Origin of the sequence: Brucella sp. NBRC 14130 (assembly GCF_040371715.1) — a bacterium.
In the GTDB taxonomy this organism is placed as follows: Bacteria; Pseudomonadota; Alphaproteobacteria; order Rhizobiales; family Rhizobiaceae; genus Brucella; species Brucella intermedia.
On record NZ_BAABTE010000008.1, the window covers coordinates 153,152 to 174,594 of the forward strand.

The following is a 21,443-nucleotide window of genomic DNA, read 5'->3' on the forward strand; positions in this document are numbered from 1 at the left end:
GATGAGGTATCAGTTTTCAAAGCGCGGCGCTTTTTCGTCGAGCAGCCGGTTGGCTTCCGCAACAGCCTGCGCCGGGTCTTCGGCGTCGAAGACTGCACGTCCGAGCGCCACGAAATCCGCGCCGGTTTCCGTGGCCGGGATAATGCTTTCCAGCGCGCTTCCGGCCTGCGCAATGCAGGGTATCTCCACCATCTGCGCCCACCATTCGGCGAGCACCAGGTTGCGCGGATGAGCGTCCGGCTTGTTGTCCGCACCGATTTTTCCGAAGAACACATAGTCGGGCTGCAATTCGCCGATTTCCATTGCACCATGGCGGTCGCGCAGATTGCCGGTGCCGACAATCATCTTCGGCGTGTGCTTTTCTATCGCCTCGGCCAGATCGGCAGCCTTGCCTTCGATATGGATGCCGTCGGCCCCGACGCGACCTGCAATGCGCGTATCATTGAGGATGAGTGCGGCAGCGCCCTTTTCCTGAATGACGGGGATCGCCTTTTCGGCGGCGGCCTGAAAAGTGGCCTCGTCGAGATCGCCGGTGTCGAGAATGACGCTTGCAACGTCACCCCCCGAAAGCGCAGCCGTCAACAGTTTTGCGAGCGCCGTGCCGTCGGCAAGCGGGGGCGCAACCAGCACGATGCGGCAGCGGTCGGTTTCAGTCTGGTGAGCGGGCGTGTTCATGAACGAAGCCTAACGGGAAAAACGTGATGGAATTCGGGCAATAGAGGCGTTCTGTTTACCGGAAACGGAAGCGGCTCTCTATCTATTTGTTTTATCGCATTTATGCGACGCAACCGCGCTTCGGCAAGTATTCATTGGCGAAGCACGCTGCCGGTCAGGCCAGTCCCGACTGGCATAATGTTATCCACTGGAACGAAAGTTGATCGGAACCAACCCGGTTCTGCACGAATTTACGGATATATAACCCACACCAAGACCGGGCACTGAACACCCCGGCAGAACGTGTGAAACCGTTCCGGCCACCCATCCGGAATGACACGAAGAAGATTGGAAAGTCGTGCAATCCCAAGTGCAGGTGCTTTCCTTCAAGGATAGGCAGGCTGGTAAATGAATATTGCGACCGCTGGAGAAGCGATGCACGCACCGAATGCGAAAATGCGCGATACGCGCATTGACGTGTTCCGTGCGCTCGCGCTGCTAACGATCTTCATCAACCATGTACCCGGCACGATCTACGAGAATCTTACACACAGGAATCTCGGATTTTCCGATTCGGCCGAAGCCTTCGTGCTCATTTCCGGCATGGCCGTCGCGCTTGCCTATGGATCGAAGTTCGCTCCCGGCAATCGCCTGCTTCTGTCGCTCAAGATGTGGCGCCGCGCTGGTGTGCTTTATACCGCGCATATCATGACGACCATGGCGACCATCGCCATCTTCGCGGCCGCTGCCCTTTTCCTCAAGCGTTCGGAACTCTTGACGCAGATCAACATCGCCCCGCTGGTCAAGCATCCGGTGGAAGCGCTGTTCGGTATCGTCACGATGGGCCACCAGCTCGGCTATAACAACATTCTGTCCATGTATGCCGTGATGCTGGTCCTGACCCCGGTCCTGCTTCTGCTGGCGCGCATCAGCCTGCCGCTGATGCTTGGCGTTTCCGGCACGGTCTGGTTCCTCTCGGGCCTCTATCACGTGGCACCGGTCAATTATCCGACCGAGGGCGTCTGGTTTCTCAATCCGCTGTCCTGGCAGTTCCTGTTCGCAATCGGTATCGCAGGCGTGATGCATGTGCGTCGCGGAGGCGAACTGCCGAAGCATCCGCTGCTGATCGGCCTTGCCGTCGGCTATCTGGTGCTGGCGCTGGCGTGGGTGCGCATCCCGCTCTGGGGTATCGATGCATCGATGGGAATGCCGATGGTCATCACCGGCTTCGACAAGACGTTTCTGTCGGGTCCGCGCCTGCTGCACGTGCTGGCCATTGCCTATCTTATTGCCGTGGTCCCCACGCTGAACAACATCGCCCGCACCGCGCCCGACAATCCGCTCGCCATTCTCGGCAAGCATTCGCTGCCGGTCTTCATTGCCGGTACGCTGCTGGCGATGGTGGCGCAGGTGATGAAGCTGGTGAACCCCGGCGGCCTGCCATATGACACGCTGCTGATTGCAACCGGAATCGTGATGCAATTCGCATTGGCCTATTATCTGGAATGGCTGCCGACCATCGGCTGGAGCAAGAAGGGCGCAGCCGCTTCGGTCAAGCCCGGCGTTCCCGCTGCCGAACCCGTCAAGATGCAACTCGCCACAAGCGGCAAGCCTGCGATGCAGCGATATTGACCACGGATAAGCCGCCCGCTCGGGGCGGCTTTTCTTTCGGTGGAAGCGCGGAATCATTTGAGATTATCCACAGAGCGGAGCGGAAATTAACCATTCATTAATCTTAAGAATGTTAAATGGTTTACATCCAGTTCGGCTGGATTCTTACCGAGTGGTTTAGCCACTCTGTTTGACGCCTCCCTGTTAAACTCCTGAGAGCCGCCCTTGCGGCTCTTTTTTTATGCGCTTTTTGCTGCATACCCCGGAAATATCGGCTTTCCACGCGCCGCAACATGGAACGAAATCATCTGCCGATCCGTTCTATTTGCGGACTTTCTTTAAAAGCCCCTGAAAATGTTAACCGAACGTTAAACATAAACTTGCGCGACGGTGCATGAAAGTGCAGTTTGTCGTGGACTTGTTTAGCACAGCTGTTCCGTCTCAGCCTCCCCCATGGTCGAACAGCGGTTCAATGGTTTCATTCGTATCCGTCCGGCAAATCCCACCGGAGGGCTACGGCAACGGAATGGGCCGCCGATGCCGGCGGTCATGCAAGGTGGCAGAGCAGTGATTAGCGAACAGGGTCAGATGCCGAGCAATATGATCAGCCTCGCGGAGCGCATGGTCTTCTCGGATTCGTTCAAGCCGATCTATACGCAAGGCATGGATATGGTCGAGGAAGCCGCAAGCTACCTTGATGGCGAGGGCCGTGAGGATGCGCGCAATCTGTCGCGCGTGGCCGCGACGCTCTATGCCGCCGAATCGATGCGGCTGACCACGCGCCTGATGCAGATTGCTTCCTGGCTGCTGCTCCAGCGCGCCGCGCGCAGCGGAGAAATGTCCCGCCAGCAGGTTGCCGCCGAAAAGGCCAAGGTGCGCCTCGACACGCCGTCCGCGGGTGAAGCCGCACAGGGCTGGTCCGAACTGCCCGCCGCATTCGTGGAACTGGTTGAACGCTCGATGCGCCTTCAGGCCCGCGTGCGCCGGATGGATCGCGAGGTCTACGGTGAAGTGGTTTCGCTGCAGGGCATCCCGCGCGGCAATCCGGTTTCCGAACAGATCGTGTTGCTGAAAACTGCCTTCGGTGCTTCCTGACATTGAATAACCGTTGAGCATCGGCGCCCTTTGGGGCGCATGTTTCTCTTTTGTTCACTTTTCTGCTGTCAAGTGAATCCGTCTGAGGATAGGGTTCGCTTATGAAAGAAACGATTCGCATCATTGGTATCGATCCGGGCCTGCGCCGCACCGGCTGGGGCATTGTCGAATCGCTTGGCAATTCACTGCATTTCATCGGCTCGGGGACCGTGACCTCGAATGCCGAGATGGATCTCGCATCGCGCCTCTGCCAGCTCCATGAAGGGCTTTCCAAGGTCCTGCATGAATTCATGCCGCACGAGGCGGCGGTCGAACATACTTTCGTTAACAAGGACGCAACGGCGACATTGAAGCTTGGTCAGGCGCGGGGCATTGCCTTGCTGGCTCCGGCGCAAGCTGGCCTGCCTGTTGCCGAATATGCGCCGAATGCCGTGAAGAAGGCGGTCATCGGCGTCGGTCACGGTGAAAAGCAGCAGATCCACATGATGGTGAAAGTGCTGATGCCGCGTGCATCGTTCGATACGAGCGACGCCGCCGATGCGCTTGCCATTGCCATTTGCCATGCGCACCATCGTCAGAGCATTGTAAGCGCCCGCCGGATGCAGGCGCTGTTAGCGGGGTGAGACAGAATGATCGGCAAGCTTAAAGGCGTGATCGATGAAATCGCCGAGGATCATGCGGTCATCGATGTGCATGGGGTCGGCTATGTCGCGTTTTGCTCGGCGCGGACACTGGGCAATCTCGGTGGCGCGGGCGAGGCGGCGGTGCTGTTCATCGAAACCTATGTCCGCGAGGACATGATCCGTCTTTACGGATTCGCCAATCAGCTTGAACGAGAATGGTTTCGTTTGTTGCAGAATGTGCAGGGCGTCGGCGCCAAGGTGGCGCTTGCGGTGCTTGGCACGCTGTCGCCGTCCGAACTCGCCAATGCGATCGCATTGCGCGATATCGCCATGGTGTCGCGCGCGCCGGGCGTCGGCAAGAAGGTTGCAGAGCGCATCGTGACTGAACTGAAGAACAAGGTGCCTGCCTTTGCCGGCGATGCGAGCGGCACGATCGGGCTCAAGCAGGAACTTGGCGCGGGCGCCGCGCCTGCGCCGGTGGCCGATGCGGTGTCGGCGCTTTCCAATCTCGGTTATTCCCGGGATCAGGCAGCCAACGCCGTTGCAGCCGCACTGAAAGAGGCGGGAGAGAATGCCGATTCGGCAAAGCTTATCAGGCTGGGTTTGAAGGAATTGTCGCGGTGAGAGCCTGTTCCAAAAGTCGCCATGCCGGTCTGCAAACGGCGCTTTCCTGCGTTCCGGTGCTCATGTACATGAAGTACACTCCGCTCCGGTACTCGAAAATCGCCATTTTCGCCACGGCCTGCCGCTTTTTGATTCAGGCTCTGCGCAGCTTGCCTGAACATGATGTTCGTGCGAGGAGGAAGGCATGAGCGACCGCAACCCTCTCATCGATGCCGACAGACGCGTGGACGAAGACAATACGCTGCGCCCGCAAATGCTCGACGATTTCGTCGGCCAGGCGGCGGCGCGCGCCAATCTGAAAGTTTTCATCGAAGCGGCCAAGGTGCGGGGTGAGGCGCTTGATCATGTGCTGTTCGTTGGCCCTCCGGGTCTCGGCAAGACGACATTGGCGCAGATCATGGCCAAGGAACTGGGCGTCAATTTCCGCTCCACGTCCGGCCCGGTCATTGCCAAGGCGGGCGATCTTGCAGCACTTTTGACCAATCTCGAAGAGCGCGACGTTCTTTTCATCGATGAAATTCATCGCCTGAGCCCGGCAGTGGAAGAAATCCTCTATCCCGCCATGGAGGATTTTCAGCTCGATCTCATTATTGGTGAAGGCCCTGCCGCCCGTTCGGTGAAGATCGATCTTGCCAAGTTTACGCTCGTTGCGGCAACGACCCGTCTCGGCCTTTTGACCACGCCATTGCGCGATCGTTTCGGCATTCCGGTGCGGCTCAACTTCTATACGGTCGAGGAACTGGAATATATTGTGCGCCGTGGCGCGCGCATCATGCAGATGGGTATTTCGCCGGATGGTGCGCTGGAAGTGGCGCGGCGTTCGCGCGGCACCCCGCGCATCGCCGGGCGGCTGTTGCGCCGCGTTCGCGATTTTGCGCTGGTGGCGGGCGCCGATGTCATCGATCGCAAGATAGCCGATGAGGCATTGTCGCGTCTTGAGGTGGACAATCGCGGACTGGACCAGCTCGACCGGCGCTATCTCAATATCATTGCGCGCAATTTCGGTGGCGGGCCGGTGGGGATCGAAACCATCGCTGCCGGTCTGTCCGAGCCGCGTGACGCGATTGAAGACATTATCGAACCCTATCTGATTCAGCAGGGTTTCCTGCAACGCACGCCGCGCGGCCGCGTCCTGACCGCCGTTGCATGGCAGCATCTCGGATTGCCTGCGCCCGCTGAAATCATCCAGCAGTCGCAATACGGCCTCTTCATGGAAGACGAATGACGGAACGACAGGAACAATTGGCGCAGGCTGCCGTATCGGGCGAACTGAAGGACGGCGCGCATCTGCTCTATGCACGCATCTATTATGCCGATACGGATTTTTCCGGCTTCGTCTATCACGGCCGCTATCTGGAATTCTACGAACGCGGGCGCACGGACTTTTTGCGCTTGCAGGACGTTCACCATATCGAACTGGCGGAAGGCGCGCTTGGCGAAGAAATGGTGTGGGTCGTTCGCCGCATGGAGATCGACTACAAATCGCCGGCCAAGATGGACGACCTCATCCTGATCGAAACCCGCGTCAGCGAAATTCGCGGGGCACGGGTCATCATGGCGCAGAAGATCACCTGTGGAGAGCGGCTGCTTTCGGAAGCAAAGGTGGAAGCCGTAATGATTACCAAGGAAGGCCATCCGCGCCGCATTCCGGATGAATGGCGAGAGGCCTTCACCAACAGCCGCGAGGGCTGAGCTGCGGATTATTCCGCCCGAAATCGTTGGCACTTTTTTGGGGTGCGTTCTATTTAGGCAAATGCTAACGCATCTTTAACCATAATATTCCATTAATCACCCTGACGGAATCGGTAGAGAGGCTGGCTGGCAGCGCAGCGCCTTCCTTTCACCAAAATTAACCGTAACAAGCGCCTGATGGATTTAAAGTTGAAATCCGGGATGGCGGTTGCGGTGCGAAGTGTCGGCCGCTCGTCGGGCAGGTACGGCTTCACGTTGAAAAGCTGCGCAAGGTTAGAGTGTCTGTTTTCAGACGCTGGGTAACGGATTTGCGATACCGCCCGGTCATGTGGCCGGGCGTTTGGATTCGAGGACGGTAGATCGATGGAAAATGTTGCGTTAGCGGCCCCCGCCGCCGATGTTACCCTCTGGGGCCTGTTCATGCAGGCGAACTGGGTCGTCAAGCTGGTTATGCTTGGCCTGCTGTTCGCTTCAATCTGGACCTGGGCTATCATCGTGGACAAGACGATTGCTTACGGACGGGCGCGGCGCGCGATTGATCGCTTCGAGCAGACGTTCTGGTCCGGCCAGTCGCTGGAAGAACTTTACCGCAATCTCGGCGAACGCCGCACCACCGGCATGGCATCCATCTTCATGGCCGCAATGCGCGAGTGGAAGAAATCATTCGAAAAGGGCGCCCGTTCCCCCATCGGTCTCCAGATGCGTATCGACAAGGCCATGGACGTGGCGCTGGCGCGTGAAGGCGAAAAGCTGGAATCGCGACTGGGCTTTCTGGCAACCATCGGCTCTGCAGCTCCCTTCATCGGCCTGTTCGGCACGGTTGTCGGTATCATGACCTCGTTCCAGGCAATTGCAGCCTCCAAGAACACCAGCCTTGCCGTTGTTGCGCCGGGTATCGCCGAAGCGCTTCTTGCAACGGCCATCGGTCTTCTCGCCGCTATTCCTGCCGTTATCGCATACAACAAACTGTCTGCGGATGCCGGCAAGATCGGCGGGCGGCTGGAAGGTTTTGCGGACGAGTTTTCCGCCATACTGTCGCGCCAAATTGATGAGAAGCTGACGCCGCGTAATTAAGCGGCATCAAGCATCGAGTGTAGTTTCAGCCTTCGGGAATCTTGCAATGGGCATGTCGGTCGGAAATCAGGGAATGCAGTCGGGCGGACGCCGCAGGCGCGGTCGCAAGAAGGCATTGATGAGCGAAATCAACGTGACGCCGTTCGTCGACGTGATGCTCGTTCTCCTCATCATCTTCATGGTCTCCGCGCCTCTTCTGACGGTCGGCGTGCCGATTGATCTGCCCGATACGCAGGCCAAAGCCATGAACGCCGACACGCAGCCGATCACCGTTTCGGTCAACAGCGAGGGCAAGATCTACCTGCAAGAAACCGAAATCCCGATCGAAGAAGTGGTGCCGAAGCTCCAGGCCATCGCCAAGACGGGCTATGAGGAGCGCATTTTCGTGCGCGGTGACAAGGCTGCCGATTACGGCACAGTCATGAAAGTCATGGCCCGCATTTCCGCCGCCGGTTTCAAGAATATCGGCCTTGTGACCCTCCAGGAGCAGGATAGCTGACGCCATCATGAAGGCTGGCCTGACATCTTCTGTTGCCTTGCATGCCGTTGCGGTCGCGCTGGCAGTGGTTTCGTTTTCCTCGCCGAAGGCTTTCGACGTGCAGGATTCGGAATCGTTCCCGGTCGATATCGTGCCGATTGAATCGCTGACGCAGATCCAGCAGGGCGAAAAGACTGCGCCCATGAAGGAAAAGTCGGCTCCCGTGCCGACAACCAAACCGCAGACAGTTCCCAACGCCGAGAATTTCGGCGATCAGGATATCGACACCAAGACACCACCGAAGCCGGACCCGAAGGCCAAGCCGATCGAGGCAGCGGAAGAGCCAAAGGCGCAGCCGGAGCCGGTGAAAAAGCCCGAACCGAAGCCGGAGCCTAAACCGGAACCGAAGCCCGAGCCCAAGCCGACGCCGGTTCCCGCGACGGAAGTGCAGACCAAGCCGGTGGAAAAACAGGAAGTGAAGCCCGATCCGGTGGCGGAAGCCATCGACAAGCAGGCTGAATCGCCTGACGCCCAGACGCCGAAGCTGCCGGACAAGGTTCCCGCACCGGAAGCCAAGCCGAAGCCGCCGCAGGCGCAGACCGCCAAGACGCCGGATCGCAAGCCGACCGAGGAAAAGAAGCCGACGCAGAGCGCGTCCCAGTCGTCGCAGTCCAAGAACGATGCGATTGCAGACGAGGTTGCGGCCCTTCTCAACAAGCAGAAGGCGGCAGGCGGCGGCGCCAAGCGGTCCACCGATCAGGCATCGCTGGGGGGCAAGAAGAATACCGGCGGCTCCAAGCTCAGCCAGAGCGAAATGGATGCGCTGCGCGGTGCGATTTCGAAGTGCTGGAACGTTCCCGCCGGTGTGGCGGATGCGCCGGGGCTGATCGTAACCGTCAAGATGAAGCTGAACCAGGACGGCTCCATTCAGGGCGTTCCGGAGGTGACATCGGGCGGCGGCGGCGATGGTGTGGGGCGAGCAGCAGCCGAGAGCGCCAAGCGCGCTGTCGCACGCTGCGCACCGTACAATCTGCCAGTCGACAAATATGATTCATGGTCGGAAGTGATCGTCAATTTCGACCCAAGCGAAATGTTCTGACCGGGTTCCGGTCGCCAACCACTGCAAGGACAAAGAGGTCCCAGAAGACATGAAAATCGGCATCATCAATACAAAGATCCGGACGGTCTTTTCGGCTTTCGCGTGTATGATTGCCGCAAGCCTTGTCTGCACCATGCCGGCGCGCGCCGTCGTGGAAATCAACATCAACAAGGGTGTGATCGAGCCGCTGCCGATCGCCATCACCGATTTCCTTTCGGCCGACCAGCTCGGACCGAATATCACCTCGGTCATCGCGGCTGATCTGGAACGGTCGGGCCTGTTCGCACCCATCGACAAGGGCGCCTTCATCGAGAAGATTTCCAACCCGGACGCGGCTCCGCGTTTCGAGGACTGGAAGGTCATCAACGCGCAGGCGCTCGTCACGGGCCGCATCACCAAGCAGCCGGATGGCCGTCTCAAGGCCGAGTTCCGCCTGTGGGATACGTTCGGCGGCCAGCAGATGATCGGCCAGCAGTTCTTCACCACGCCGGACAACTGGCGCCGTGTCGCTCACATCATCGCCGATGCGATCTATGAGCGCCTGACCGGTGAAAAGGGCTATTTCGATACGCGTGTCGTTTTCGTCGACGAATCCGGTCCGGCACAGAAGCGCGTGAAGCGTCTGGCCATCATGGATCAGGACGGCGCCAATGTGCGTTATATTTCGGACGGCCGCGCCATTTCCCTGACGCCGCGTTTTTCGCCGAACCGTCAGGAAGTCACCTATATGTCTTATGAAGGCGGTACGCCGAAGGTGTATCTGCTGCAGTTGGAAACCGGCCAGCGCGAGCTCGTCGGCAACTTCCCCGGCATGACCATTGCTCCGCGTTTCTCGCCCGATGGCCAGAAGGTCGTGATGAGCCTGCTTCAGGACGATGGCAGCGCCAATATCTACACGATGGACCTGCGCAACCGTTCGACCACGCGCCTGACCAACAGCCAGGCCATCGACACCGGCGCGTCCTATTCGCCGGACGGCTCGCAGATTGTGTTCACCTCGGACCGCGGCGGTCGCCCGCAGCTCTATGTGATGGGTGCAGACGGCTCCAACCCGCGCCGCATCTCGATGGGCGACGGCAGCTATTCCACGCCGGTCTGGTCTCCGCGCGGCGATCTCATCGCCTTCACCAAGCAGTCGCAGGGCCAGTTCTCCATCGGGGTGATGAAGACCGACGGTTCCGGCGAACGCCTCCTGACCTCCGGCTTCCACAATGAAGGTCCGACCTGGGCTCCGAACGGTCGCGTGCTGATGTTCTTCCGCAAGGCGGCGGGTGCAGGTGGTCCGAAGCTGTTCACCATCGACCTGACCGGCCGTAACGAGCGCCAGATCCAGACGCCGAACTTCGCGTCCGATCCGGCATGGTCGCCGCTGCTCGAATAGAGCAGTTTCGACGATTCAGTCGAACTGGAAATGCTCCGGTTATGGAAAGTGAAGGCGCGAAACCGGTGTTTCGCGCCTTTTTCATGGCAATGCGCCACAATCCTTGCCGGAAAGCCGTGTTTCTGCCGTATTTTGCCCCCAAGGGCTGAGGCAGCAAGAAAATATTAACCATACTTCTTGAGCCTGTCTTAACCTCAATATGATTATTGGATGGTTACGCAGGAACATCAAATCTTAAGGAGCTCCGGCCCATGCGCCGTATCCAGTCGATTGCACGTAGCCCGATCGCTATCGCCCTTTTCATGTCGCTCGCCGTTGCTGGCTGTGCGTCCAAGAAGAACCTTCCGAACAATGCCGGTGATCTGGGTCTCGGTGCAGGCGCCGCAACGCCAGGTTCCGCACAGGACTTCACGGTCAATGTCGGCGATCGCATCTTCTTCGATCTCGATTCTTCGCTGATCCGCGCCGATGCACAGCAGACGCTTTCCAAGCAGGCCCAGTGGCTGCAGCGTTATCCGCAGTACTCGATCACGATCGAAGGCCATGCCGACGAACGCGGTACGCGTGAATACAACCTCGCTCTCGGCCAGCGCCGTGCAGCCGCCACCCGCGACTTCCTCGCTTCGCGCGGCGTGCCGACCAACCGTATGCGCACCATCTCCTACGGCAATGAACGTCCGGTCGCAGTTTGCGATGCCGACTCGTGCTGGTCGCAGAACCGCCGCGCCGTTACCGTTCTCAACGGTGCGGGGAGCTGATCTGCCAATATCAGATAGTGTTACGGAAAAGCGGCTTTCGGGCCGCTTTTTTCGTTTTAGGCCGATTGTTTGGGCGTTTCGACAAACTTTGGCCGAAGTCACCCCTGTCATAGTGAGCGCCAGGAAGCCTTCGCTTTTCGCATTTTGCGGCGCAAAACCGCTTCGCACTTTTGCTGGAAATGCTCTAAAAGCGGAGCTGATCGTGCGGCAAACGCATTCAGCGTCTGTTCAGGCGCGGCACTCGATCATCCGGTTCGCGTGAATTGGATGGGTGAATTTGCAGGGGCAAAGGGAATGAGGAAACCAATGAGGAAAGTGACGCTGGCAATTGCCATGCTGCCGCTTTTGGCGAGTGCTCCGGCTCTGGCGGCATCTGTTTCTTCGCAAGGGGAAATTCAGCTCGCGCAGGCAGGTGCTCCCGGCGGAGATCAGTTTTCGCAGCAGGTCTGCAATCTGGCACATCAAAATGCCCAGTCCTATGCGCGCATCTTGCAGCTTCGCGACAAGATGCTGAAAATCCAGCGCGACAATGAAGTGCGTTTCCAGGCATTGGAAAAGGGGCGCGGGGGTTCACAGCATCGCGTCAGCATCGGCTCGACGGCCATTCTCGACGAAGCGATGCGGGACAATGGTGGCGGCAGCGGGCAGGGCGGCGGCTATCAGAGCCCCGGCTTGCAGCAGGAACTGGTGCGCAACCTGACCGGCAAGGTCGAGGATGTGGACGCCCAGATTTCGTTCACCGACAATCAGCTGCAAAAGACGCAGGAAGACAATGAATTCCGGTTTGAAGAACTGGAAAAGAAGAATGGCGTAACCTCGCCTGCTTCGAGCAGCGCGGCTCAGCCTGCGCCCGCTGCAGCATCGCCGGGCGCCGATCTCTGCGCACAGGGCGTCGGTAACGCGGCCGCGATTGCCGATGCGTTGAGCGCGCGGGCGGAAGCCATGAACTTCCAGATCCTCGAAATGCAGGATCAGATGCAGAAGATGCAGGAAGCAAACGAAACCCGCTTCCAGTTTCTGGAAACCGGGAAACGCGCCGATACGGAAATTCAGCAGGCTGGCGGCGACACGTCGCTGGCCGCTGCCGGTTCCGATCAGGGCAGCAACGGAAACCTCGATGGCGGGGTTTCCGGAAGCGCCCCGCAGAATGGCGGATATGACGCTTCCACGCAGGCTGCGGCCAGCCAGTCGTCTGGCGCCGATTCCATGGCTATTGGTTCGAATGCGCCCGCACAGGGCGGACCGGCACGTGGCGAGCCGCCGCAAACGCTGGGCTCCATCCGCTTCGACGCCAGTGGCAATGTAATCGGCGAGACACTCGACGCCACGCCGCGCACGGTACAGCCGGGCGCAGCACCGGGAACCGCCCCAGGCGGAACGGCAGCAGGCGATGCGGTTGCATCGCTTCCGACCGACGATAATCCCGGTTCGCTCTATCAGGCATCCTATCAATATCTGATGTCGGGCGACTACAAGGCAGCTGAAACCGGCTTCCGCGAGCATGTGAAGCGCTATCCGGCTGATCCCAGCACGGCTGAAGCACGCTTCTGGCTTGGAGAATCGCTTTACGGTCAGGGCCGTTATCCGGAAGCCGCCACGGTGTTCATCGATACGCAGCGCGATTATCCCGATTCGAAGCGCGCGCCGGAAAACATGTTCAAGCTCGGCATGACGCTGGAAAAAATGGATAATCGCGATGTTGCCTGCGCGACCTTCGCGCAGATACCGGAACGCTACCCCAAGGCGGCGCCTGCCATATTGAAGCGCGTTGCCGATGAGCGCACGCGCGCAAAGTGCTAGAGCGGTTCCCGTTAGAACACAGCCGTCGAACCGCTCTAACTATTTGTTTTATCGCATTATTTAATGCAAAACCGTTTCACGCTTTTGCTGAAAATGCTCTAATGGCGGAGTTAATTCGTGGGGCTTAGCCCAAGCAATATTTTCAAATTATTCGAGCCATTCGGATTTGAGCAGGCCAGGGCCGTGATTGCCGCCGTGTCAGGCGGCAGCGATTCTCTCGGCCTGCTTTTTCTCCTCCGGGATTACATGGCCATGCTCAAGGACCCGCCCCGGCTGATCGCCGTGACGGTGGATCATCAATTGCGCGCAGAATCCAGGGCCGAGGCAGAAAATGTCGGTCGGCTTTGCCGGGATTACGGGATCGAGCACCGTATTCTCACCTGGGATGAGGCGAAACCGACGAGCGGACTTGCCGCGGCTGCGCGCACGGCGCGTTATCGCCTGTTGTCGCAGGCGGCGCAGGAGGCAGGCGCTGCCTTCATCGTCACCGGCCATACGCAGGACGACCAGATCGAAACCTTTCTGATGCGCAGGGAGCGCAGCGCCCATGCCGAAGCAAGGGGGCTTGCCGCCATGTCATCGCGCTCGTTACTGGGCGGCCTCGGGCGGGTGGGATCGGTCGAACTCGACCGCCCGTTGCTTTCCATTTCCCGGCAGGTCTTGCGGGAGGAGTTGCGGGACAGGAGCATCGGCTGGATCGATGATCCCAGCAATGCCAATACGGACTATGAACGGCCACGGGTTCGTCTGGGCGTCGCGGCGAAGGCGGACAGACAGGCGGTGCTCGACCAGATTGCCGAGGCCGGAGCCGCGCGCGAGCGGGACAATGCCGTTCTGATTGCCGCACTCGCCGACCCGGCGAGCCTGCGCATCGATGCGAACGGAGCTTTGCTGGTCGATCCGCAGCTTTGCGCCGCGCTTCCCGACAACGCCAGGCGACTGTTCGCCGGATTGCTGGCGGCGATTGCGGGCGGACGCCGTTTCCTGCCGGGCAACAGCGAGCGCTCACGCATCGAACGGGTTCTTTCGGGAGAGGATGACAATCATCGCCTGACTGTGTTCGGCGCGCTGATCGAGCGCGGCGCGGACGGCTCGCCGCATCGGTTTCTTCGCGAAAAGCGCAATCTCCCCAAGCTCCATCTGGAGCCGGGCAAGCCAATCGTCTGGGATGGACGCTTCCGTTTCTTGAATGAAGGCTCAATTGATTTCGAGCTCGCTGCACCGGGACGGCAGGAACTCGCCGATTTCCTGAAGGCGCAGAACATCGAGATAGAATCCCGTAAACGTGAGGCCCTGCTGGTTTCGCCCGCCCTTTACAGGGATGGCAGGCTTTATGCCCTGCCTTTCCGGCGGGAAGGGGATTTTCCGAAAGACATTCGTGTCGAACGGCATTTTGCGATCTTCGATCACGTGTTGCCGGGGCATGATTTCGATCTTGCAATGGCTGTTGAAGCTCGCATCGGGCGCGTCTGCGCCGAATCGAAGCGGGATGAAAAATCAGTCCAGTGAACTGATTTCCCCGCGTAGACGCTTCGCACTTTGGTTGGAAATGCTCTTTTTATAAACCAGAGTGCGAAGAATCGAGGATGCGGGGGCAAACGCGCCTTGGCAAGGCCATCCTTCGATCCTATGTTAGACCGAAACATCGTTCCGTGCCCGCGGAATGGCCGTGGTATCGATTGGACCCGATATGAATCCGAACTATCGCAACTTCGCCCTCTGGGCGATCATTGCTCTTCTTTTGATCGCGCTGTTCAACCTGTTCCAAAGCCCAGGTCAGCGCTCCAATTCCCGTGAAGTTTCCTATTCGCAATTTATAGACGACGTATCCAACGGTCGCGTAAAATCGGTGACGATCACCGGCCAGCGGATCACCGGTACATTTGCTGACAACGGTTCGACCTTCCAGACCTATTCGCCGGGCGATACGGGTCTCGTTTCGCGCCTTGAAGACAAGGGTGTCGCGATCACCGCACGCCCGGAAACGGATGGCTCCAGCTCGCTGATCGGCATTCTCCTGTCGTGGCTGCCGATGATCCTGATCCTCGGCGTGTGGATTTTCTTCATGCGCCAGATGCAGGGTGGCTCGCGGGGCGCGATGGGCTTCGGCAAGTCCAAGGCCAAGCTTCTCACCGAAGCGCATGGCCGCGTGACCTTCCAGGACGTCGCTGGCGTGGACGAAGCCAAGCAGGACCTTGAGGAAATCGTCGAATTCCTGCGCGATCCGCAAAAATTCCAGCGTCTGGGCGGCAAGATTCCGCGTGGCGTTCTGCTCGTTGGCCCTCCCGGCACCGGTAAGACGCTTCTGGCGCGTTCGGTTGCGGGCGAAGCCAATGTGCCGTTCTTCACGATTTCCGGTTCGGACTTTGTTGAAATGTTCGTCGGCGTCGGTGCGAGCCGCGTCCGCGACATGTTCGAGCAGGCCAAGAAGAATGCGCCCTGCATCATCTTCATCGACGAAATCGACGCAGTCGGCCGTCATCGCGGCGCCGGTCTCGGCGGCGGCAATGACGAACGCGAACAGACGCTCAACCAGCTTCTGGTCGAGATGGACGGCTTTGAAGCCAACGAATCGATCATCCTGATCGCGGCGACCAACCGTCCCGACGTTCTCGATCCCGCGCTGCTGCGTCCGGGCCGTTTCGACCGTCAGGTCGTGGTGCCGAACCCGGATATCGTCGGCCGTGAACAGATTCTCAAAGTGCATGTGCGCAACGTGCCGCTTGCACCCAATGTCGATCTCAAGGTTGTCGCACGCGGCACGCCGGGCTTCTCCGGTGCCGATCTCGCCAACCTCGTCAACGAAGCCGCCCTAATGGCCGCGCGCCGCAACAAGCGCCTCGTGACCATGCAGGAATTCGAGGACGCCAAGGACAAGATCATGATGGGTGCGGAACGCCGCTCCGCCATGACTCAGGAAGAAAAGGCCAATACGGCCTATCACGAGGCAGGCCATGCCATCGTTGCGCTCAACGTGCCGAAGGCAGACCCGGTTCACAAGGCAACCATCATTCCGCGCGGCCGTGCGCTCGGCATGGTGATGCAGCTTCCGGAAGGCGACCGTTACTCGGCCACCTATACCTGGATGGTGTCGCGCCTTGCCATCATGATGGGCGGTCGTGTGGCCGAAGAGCTGAAATTCGGTAAGGAAAACATCACCTCCGGTGCTTCCTCCGATATCCAGCAGGCCACCAAGCTCGCCCGTTCCATGGTTACGCAATGGGGCTATTCGGACAAGCTCGGCCGCGTGGCCTATGGCGACAATCAGGAAGAAGTCTTCCTCGGCCATTCGGTTTCCCGCACGCAGAACATTTCGGAAGAAACCGCGCAGATCATTGATGCCGAAGTGCGTCGCCTGATCGATGAGGCCTATGCCGAAGCGACCCGCATCCTGACCAAGAAGAAGAAGGACTGGATCGCGCTTGCCGAAGGACTGCTCGAATATGAAACGCTCTCCGGCGACGAGATCAAGGAACTGATCGCGGGCAACAAGCCGTCGCGCGATCAGGGTAGCGATACGCCGTCGCGCGGTTCTGGTGTGCCGAAGGCTGGCAGCCCGCGCAAGCGCAAGGGCAGTGAGCCTGGCAGCGAACCGGGTATGGAGCCGCAGCCGCAATAAGCTGCTTGAAAAGAAATGCAGAAAGCCGGGCTAGTCCCGGCTTTCTGTTATCCGGCTTTATGGGGCTTGTCGCAAAGGCTCGTTAAGGATTTCGGCGCATCATACTGCACCAGCTTACGACTTTGGACGGGGGAAGGACGAACTTGCCGCCAAAGACGAAATTGCATTTGTGAAGGTTTTCGCGTTAAGAACAGCGAAAATCTGCTGCCTGGCCAACCGGCAGCCATTGCTCGCCGATCATTTTGGGCGGCATATATTTGAAGACAGAGAGCAGTTCATGGCTCAGCGCAAGGCGAAACAGATGGCACGCAAATATTTTGGAACCGATGGCATTCGCGGACAGGCCAACAGCTTTCCGATGACCCCGGAAGTCGCCATGAAAGTCGGCATGGCGGTGGGTCACATCTTCCGCCGCAAGGGTCAGGCTTCGCGCGTCGTGATCGGCAAGGATACGCGCCGTTCGGGCTACATGCTGGAAAACGCGCTGGTGGCCGGTTTCACTGCCGCAGGCATGGATGTTTTCCTGCTTGGCCCGATCCCGACGCCTGCCGTTGCGATGCTTTGCCGCTCGCTGCGCGCCGATATCGGCGTGATGATCTCGGCATCGCACAACCCGTTCTACGACAACGGCATCAAGCTTTTCGGCCCAGACGGATACAAGCTTTCCGACGAGATCGAATTGAAGATCGAGGCGATGATCGACGGCGATCTCTCTCCATATCTCGCCAGCCATGGCGATGTCGGTCGCGCCAAGCGCGTCGATGGTGATATCTATCGCTATATCGAATTCGCCAAGCGCACGCTGCCGCGCAATATCGACCTGAACGGTCTGCGCGTCGTGGTCGATTGCGCCAATGGCGCGGGCTACAAGGTTGCGCCTGCTGCGCTGTGGGAACTGGGCGCGGAGGTCATCACCATCAACAACGAGCCGAACGGCATCAACATCAACGAGGATTGCGGTTCGACGCATCCGATTGGTTTGATGAAAAAGGTTCATGAAGTGCGCGCCGATGTCGGCATTGCGCTCGATGGTGATGCGGACCGTGTGCTGCTGGTCGATGAAAACGGCACGGTCATCGACGGCGACCAGTTGATGGCCGTCATCGCCGAAAGCTGGGCGGCGAGCGACCGGCTTGAAGGCGGCGGCATCGTGGCGACCGTCATGTCCAATCTCGGCCTCGAGCGCTTCCTTGCCGACCGTCACCTGACGCTGGCCCGCACCAAGGTGGGCGACCGCTATGTGGTCGAGCATATGCGCGAGCACGGTTTCAATGTCGGCGGCGAGCAGTCCGGCCATATCGTCCTGTCCGATTTCGCGACGACGGGTGACGGCTTGATTTCGGCCTTGCAGATTCTTGCCGTCGCGCAGGAGCAGGGCAGGCCCATCAGCGAAGTCTGCCGCAAGTTCGATCCGGTGCCGCAGCTTCTCAAGAATGTTCGCACCGCTGGCGGCAAGCCGCTGGAGAACAAGCGCGTGAAAAGCGCAATCATTGAGGCAACCGAGCGCCTTGGCGGTCAGGGCCGTTTGGTAATCCGCCCGTCCGGCACCGAACCGCTCATCCGCGTCATGGCGGAAGGCGACGACCGCGGTCTGGTGGAAAAGGTCGTCAACGACATTATCGACGTGATCTCATCCGAGGGCAGTGCTGCCGCCTGATCACTCCATGAGCAATTTCAGCAAAGCGCGGGTTCTGTCCCGCGCTTTTTGTTTGGCGGGCGTCCCGAAGAGGGGAGACCGACAGCCGGAGCACGTCCGGTATATTAGTGATTCTTAATGAGCTTGGTAAAAAAACAAGGTTCCTTGTTTATTGTATTATGCTATTTTTTGCAACCTGCATAACCTATTGATTTTAATACACAACGTTGCCTTGAACGTGGAAAATCTGCGGTTGCTCTTTGGATGGTTGGCAATAAAACGACCGGAAAAGGAGCACGAAATGGACAAGACGAAAACAGCAGCAGCATATGCGGAGAATATGCAAGCATTCGCTAAAGTGCTGGAAAACTTATTCCCGCAAGCAGGTTTTGCATTGATGGTTTTCGACAAGAACACCGATGGCGATGAGCAGATGCGGTTTATATCGAACTGCCCGACTGAAAGCCTGAAAGCAGCAATGAAAGTGGCAATCGCGCAGATGGAACAGCGCGTAATTGTTTCAAAGTCCGTCCAGTAGATCGGTCTTGATCGGAACAGTCGTATCGTCGCCTTGATAGCGGCTCGAATTGACGTTCGGTGACACTTTCCATGCTTGCAGCAGATTGTCGTTAGCAGGCTTGAGCAAGTCCTGTCGAGGTTCTGCAAGCCATTCACGCCAATGTCTGTTGTCGGAGCAACGTTATATCGGGGCTGCAAATTCCTGGGTGTCGCGGGAACGAGGTTATACATCGCGTGGATTTCCGACCACGTGTAGAGTTCGCTAAATCGTCCGCACATCTTTTCGACTCCAACTTGGAGCCCACTATAGTAAGAGGTCAGATTTTCGGCAAATTCCGTTGAACTGCGCGGCTTTAACCATCTTCACACCGTTGATATTAATTGCCGGTAGCGTCTTGTCGAAGAACGTCTCGGCATTCTCGAAATAAAGCAAATGAAAGATACCTGTTATTCGATCAATGCTTAGAGACTTATGCGCGCTAGTGCTAAATTTGTCGCTATATGACGTAGAATTTATCGTTATATTATTGTGTATCTGCGTTTCAAAAGCGGATCCGTCAAAATAAATGGTTTGACCATCATAAATTAATCCTATCTCGCGTTCTGATTTTCCGAATGTTCCTTTACAAGTAAGAATGATAGGTTCAGCAACAGCAGCCTGACTTGAAAGTGCGGTTATAAAAGCAGCCAAAACATACGACTTCATGTGGTATTGCCCCCAATGGTTGATTTTGCGTCACTGCGCAACTACTGCAATAGTGACAAATAAAGAGTTAATAAAAACAGAGCATTAGCGCTCGCCCTTTGAAATCACTGGCAATAGCACAATGGAAATTAACATTGTGCGAGGGCCACATGAGCATTCTAAAGCATATTGGTTTCAGTGCTGCTGCAATTGGAGTTGTAGCAGGCATTCCTTATTTGTTTAACGAGTTGCAGAAACATTCGATTGCAGAGAATGAAGCAGCACAGCGGCAACTAGATCAGTTGATGGTTATAACCGTTTCCCCAAAGTTCGACGTGATCGAAATTAGCAAGCAGCAAGCATTTATCAGAGATACAAACGGGATATGGGTTGTTCGCGTTGGTGATGTTTTGCCAAATGGTGAAACAATCACAGCAATCGGCAATGGAATAATGACAGATAAAGGCAATACGTTTACAGTTAGATGATCGCCGTTAAATACGTTTGTTAAATTGCATGGGGTTAGCGTAATGGCTGACCCCATATTCATTTGGAAAAATCATGGATAAAGTTAAAAAGATTGAAGGTCAGTTTTATTTTGCAAAACGAAAAGCATTAGATGCAAACGAAGCGTGGAACATAACTTTCAAAGAATGGCTTTCTTATGCAGTTGAATGCAAAGCAATCGATTTGCTCACAAAGCCGAATAGCGGAATGAAGATCGTTCGTCTCATTGAAACTAAACCGTGGCAGTTGGATAATCTGATCTTATTTCCTAAACGACCCGGAAAAGTATCAAAGAACGCCGTAGAGGTTCGTGATGGCACCGAGTACACCACGCTAACATTGCCGCAGTGGTTGAGCGCCCTAGAAGCAGATAAGGCCAACCAGCATAAATAGAATTGAGGGCATTACCCCTTTGCTCTCCACTCGCACAGCGCTCCAAATTGCGAGATAGCCCATTCGGTCGAAGCCATCCCGAATGGGCTTTTGTTTCTCCAGATAAATATCAAACAAACTGGAGGTGATCGAAATGAATTCAATCAAAGAGTTATTGGTTCAGATAATGAACCTGATTATGAAATTTGGAATACGATCTGGAATAAACGTAATTGCTCCGATTATAGCAAAAGTAGCAAGTTGGATTAAAAAGTATCTGAATTTGGATGAACGAAATGCGTTGAAACAAGAAATTTACAATAACTTACAGAGCGAAAAGGAAAAGCAAGAGAAATAATATTGCATGATTGCTTGCGCGGTGTTAATTCCGAGCGCATAGCAGCAAGCGGAGGGATTAACATGCTAGACTTTTTCTTATACGCATTGGCAATCGTCATACTACTTCGACCACTGGCATAGCACTGGTATCAGTCGGGGGCTTTGATGATTGACTTCATTCAGAATAACGCATTGCTTTGCATCACATGCGCAATTGCAGTTTATGGTGCAGGACTTGCATACGTTACACGCAATAACATGCTTCGTATTGCGAAGATCGTTGATGAGGAGTTTGTTCCTCGTGACGAAATGAATCCCATATTGAAAGTGATTGCCACACATTCAAACGACATTCAGGCACTTAAAGAACGTCAGTAAATTTGTTTCACACATGGAAATGGCCCGACTTGCGAGAGTTGGGCCATTTTCGTTTCATTCAGGATCGATAATGCGTCCAGCAATTCGAGCAACTTTCGTCCATGTGCTCAACGGCAAATCCGTTTGGAAATGCAGATCGCGCTCAACACGCCACCGTTTGAATATCAGCAGTTGTTCGAGTTCCTTCAAACTTACGTAACCGAGTTCCGGTTCACCTAGACCCAAATCACACAGTCCGAAGCACATATCACCGTCAGGCAGCATATCCTTGAGTAACCAAGATGCATTCGTATTTGGCACGAACAATCTTACAACTGGCGCATGATCGGCTTCGCAATCCTGTCCATTCTCAGCGAGTTTCAGGCGTTGTTGGTGAGCGCGACGAACAACCCACCTTTTCTTTTGTGAATGAGGCCGCGAGATAAGCTCCTTCATCGATAGGAGCGGAATGGAATGGTTGGAGAACGCGCTGATGCCATGCTTGAAGTCATGGATGAAG

General features: G+C 57.0%; 23 protein-coding genes and 1 pseudogene. 21 read left to right on the top strand and 3 right to left on the bottom strand.

The features are described 5' to 3' along the window. Positions 1-9: 9 nt before the first annotated feature. On the bottom strand, positions 10-675 hold the full coding sequence (locus ABWW28_RS18030) for a thiamine phosphate synthase (protein ID WP_112669464.1): 666 nt from the start codon (positions 673-675) through the stop codon (positions 10-12). 414 nt (positions 676-1,089) lie between these two features. Here ABWW28_RS18030 and ABWW28_RS18035 point away from each other — a divergent pair, with 414 nt between their 5' ends. From ABWW28_RS18035 to ABWW28_RS18115, 17 genes and pseudogenes are all read left to right on the top strand, one after another. After that, positions 1,090-2,286, top strand: coding sequence for an OpgC family protein (locus ABWW28_RS18035; protein ID WP_176026748.1), 1,197 nt, complete (start codon positions 1,090-1,092; stop codon positions 2,284-2,286). Between the two features lie 567 nt (positions 2,287-2,853). Continuing rightward, positions 2,854-3,360, top strand: coding sequence for a protease adaptor protein RcdA (rcdA, locus tag ABWW28_RS18040; protein WP_025090968.1), 507 nt, complete (start codon positions 2,854-2,856; stop codon positions 3,358-3,360). 101 nt (positions 3,361-3,461) lie between these two features. Continuing rightward, entirely contained in the window at positions 3,462-3,983 is a 522-nt protein-coding gene (gene ruvC, locus ABWW28_RS18045; protein ID WP_002964793.1) for a crossover junction endodeoxyribonuclease RuvC, read from the top strand. Positions 3,984-3,989: 6 nt separating this feature from the next. Then, the gene (gene ruvA, locus ABWW28_RS18050) at positions 3,990-4,607 is read left to right on the top strand and encodes a Holliday junction branch migration protein RuvA (RefSeq protein ID WP_021587997.1); all 618 of its coding nucleotides are present in this window, start codon (positions 3,990-3,992) and stop codon (positions 4,605-4,607) included. Beyond that, positions 4,604-4,753: pseudogene (locus ABWW28_RS18055) on the top strand (flagellar basal body P-ring protein FlgI); the annotation flags it as partial. The gene ruvA and the pseudogene ABWW28_RS18055, both read left to right, overlap by 4 nt. 38 nt (positions 4,754-4,791) lie before the next feature. Next, on the top strand, positions 4,792-5,832 hold the full coding sequence (gene ruvB, locus ABWW28_RS18060) for a Holliday junction branch migration DNA helicase RuvB (protein WP_021587996.1): 1,041 nt from the start codon (positions 4,792-4,794) through the stop codon (positions 5,830-5,832). Further along, positions 5,829-6,299: a YbgC/FadM family acyl-CoA thioesterase gene (locus ABWW28_RS18065; RefSeq protein WP_021587995.1), complete on the top strand. Its 471-nt coding sequence runs from the start codon at positions 5,829-5,831 to the stop codon at positions 6,297-6,299. The genes ruvB and ABWW28_RS18065 overlap by 4 nt, the downstream gene beginning before the upstream one ends. A 363-nt stretch (positions 6,300-6,662) precedes the next feature. Further along, positions 6,663-7,373: a protein TolQ gene (gene tolQ, locus ABWW28_RS18070; RefSeq protein WP_006467714.1), complete on the top strand. Its 711-nt coding sequence runs from the start codon at positions 6,663-6,665 to the stop codon at positions 7,371-7,373. 46 nt (positions 7,374-7,419) lie between these two features. After that, a complete protein-coding gene (tolR, locus tag ABWW28_RS18075) occupies positions 7,420-7,872 on the top strand; it encodes a protein TolR (RefSeq protein ID WP_006467713.1) in 453 nt (150 codons plus the stop codon). A 7-nt stretch (positions 7,873-7,879) separates the two neighbouring features. After that, entirely contained in the window at positions 7,880-8,950 is a 1,071-nt protein-coding gene (gene tolA, locus ABWW28_RS18080; RefSeq protein WP_006467712.1) for a cell envelope integrity protein TolA, read from the top strand. Between the two features lie 49 nt (positions 8,951-8,999). Next, the gene (tolB, locus tag ABWW28_RS18085) at positions 9,000-10,331 is read left to right on the top strand and encodes a Tol-Pal system beta propeller repeat protein TolB (RefSeq protein WP_006473325.1); all 1,332 of its coding nucleotides are present in this window, start codon (positions 9,000-9,002) and stop codon (positions 10,329-10,331) included. A 251-nt stretch (positions 10,332-10,582) separates the two neighbouring features. Further along, complete coding sequence (pal, locus tag ABWW28_RS18090) at positions 10,583-11,089, top strand: peptidoglycan-associated lipoprotein Pal (RefSeq protein ID WP_006473326.1); 507 nt, start codon at positions 10,583-10,585, stop codon at positions 11,087-11,089. A gap of 294 nt (positions 11,090-11,383) precedes the next feature. Then, entirely contained in the window at positions 11,384-12,889 is a 1,506-nt protein-coding gene (gene ybgF, locus ABWW28_RS18095) for a tol-pal system protein YbgF (RefSeq protein ID WP_036593157.1), read from the top strand. A 117-nt stretch (positions 12,890-13,006) separates the two neighbouring features. Further along, positions 13,007-14,398 carry a tRNA lysidine(34) synthetase TilS gene (gene tilS, locus ABWW28_RS18100; RefSeq protein ID WP_021587992.1) on the top strand — a complete coding sequence of 464 codons (1,392 nt, stop codon included), beginning with the start codon at positions 13,007-13,009 and terminating at the stop codon, positions 14,396-14,398. 181 nt (positions 14,399-14,579) lie between these two features. Next, complete coding sequence (gene ftsH / locus ABWW28_RS18105; RefSeq protein ID WP_006473328.1) at positions 14,580-16,508, top strand: ATP-dependent zinc metalloprotease FtsH; 1,929 nt, start codon at positions 14,580-14,582, stop codon at positions 16,506-16,508. A 301-nt stretch (positions 16,509-16,809) separates the two neighbouring features. Continuing rightward, a complete protein-coding gene (gene glmM, locus ABWW28_RS18110; protein WP_006473329.1) occupies positions 16,810-18,165 on the top strand; it encodes a phosphoglucosamine mutase in 1,356 nt (451 codons plus the stop codon). Positions 18,166-18,445: 280 nt separating this feature from the next. After that, entirely contained in the window at positions 18,446-18,682 is a 237-nt protein-coding gene (locus ABWW28_RS18115; protein WP_353391649.1) for a hypothetical protein, read from the top strand. 285 nt (positions 18,683-18,967) lie between these two features. Here the strand turns inward: ABWW28_RS18115 and ABWW28_RS18120 are convergent, their stop codons facing one another. Beyond that, positions 18,968-19,369, bottom strand: coding sequence for a hypothetical protein (locus ABWW28_RS18120; protein WP_353391650.1), 402 nt, complete (start codon positions 19,367-19,369; stop codon positions 18,968-18,970). Positions 19,370-19,518: 149 nt separating this feature from the next. Here ABWW28_RS18120 and ABWW28_RS18125 point away from each other — a divergent pair, with 149 nt between their 5' ends. The 4 genes from ABWW28_RS18125 (at position 19,519) to ABWW28_RS18140 (ending at position 20,944) form a co-directional block, all read left to right on the top strand. Then, positions 19,519-19,836 (top strand): hypothetical protein, encoded by a 318-nt coding sequence (locus ABWW28_RS18125; RefSeq protein WP_353391652.1) that lies wholly within the window; start codon positions 19,519-19,521, stop codon positions 19,834-19,836. Positions 19,837-19,909: 73 nt separating this feature from the next. Then, positions 19,910-20,248 carry a hypothetical protein gene (locus ABWW28_RS18130; RefSeq protein ID WP_353391654.1) on the top strand — a complete coding sequence of 113 codons (339 nt, stop codon included), beginning with the start codon at positions 19,910-19,912 and terminating at the stop codon, positions 20,246-20,248. A 133-nt stretch (positions 20,249-20,381) separates the two neighbouring features. Further along, positions 20,382-20,585 (top strand): hypothetical protein, encoded by a 204-nt coding sequence (locus ABWW28_RS18135; protein WP_353391655.1) that lies wholly within the window; start codon positions 20,382-20,384, stop codon positions 20,583-20,585. Between the two features lie 146 nt (positions 20,586-20,731). Next, positions 20,732-20,944, top strand: coding sequence for a hypothetical protein (locus ABWW28_RS18140; protein WP_353391657.1), 213 nt, complete (start codon positions 20,732-20,734; stop codon positions 20,942-20,944). A 54-nt stretch (positions 20,945-20,998) separates the two neighbouring features. Here the strand turns inward: ABWW28_RS18140 and ABWW28_RS18145 are convergent. After that, positions 20,999-21,443 (bottom strand): DUF2958 domain-containing protein (locus ABWW28_RS18145; protein WP_353391659.1); only part of this gene is annotated, 445 nt, incomplete at its 5' end.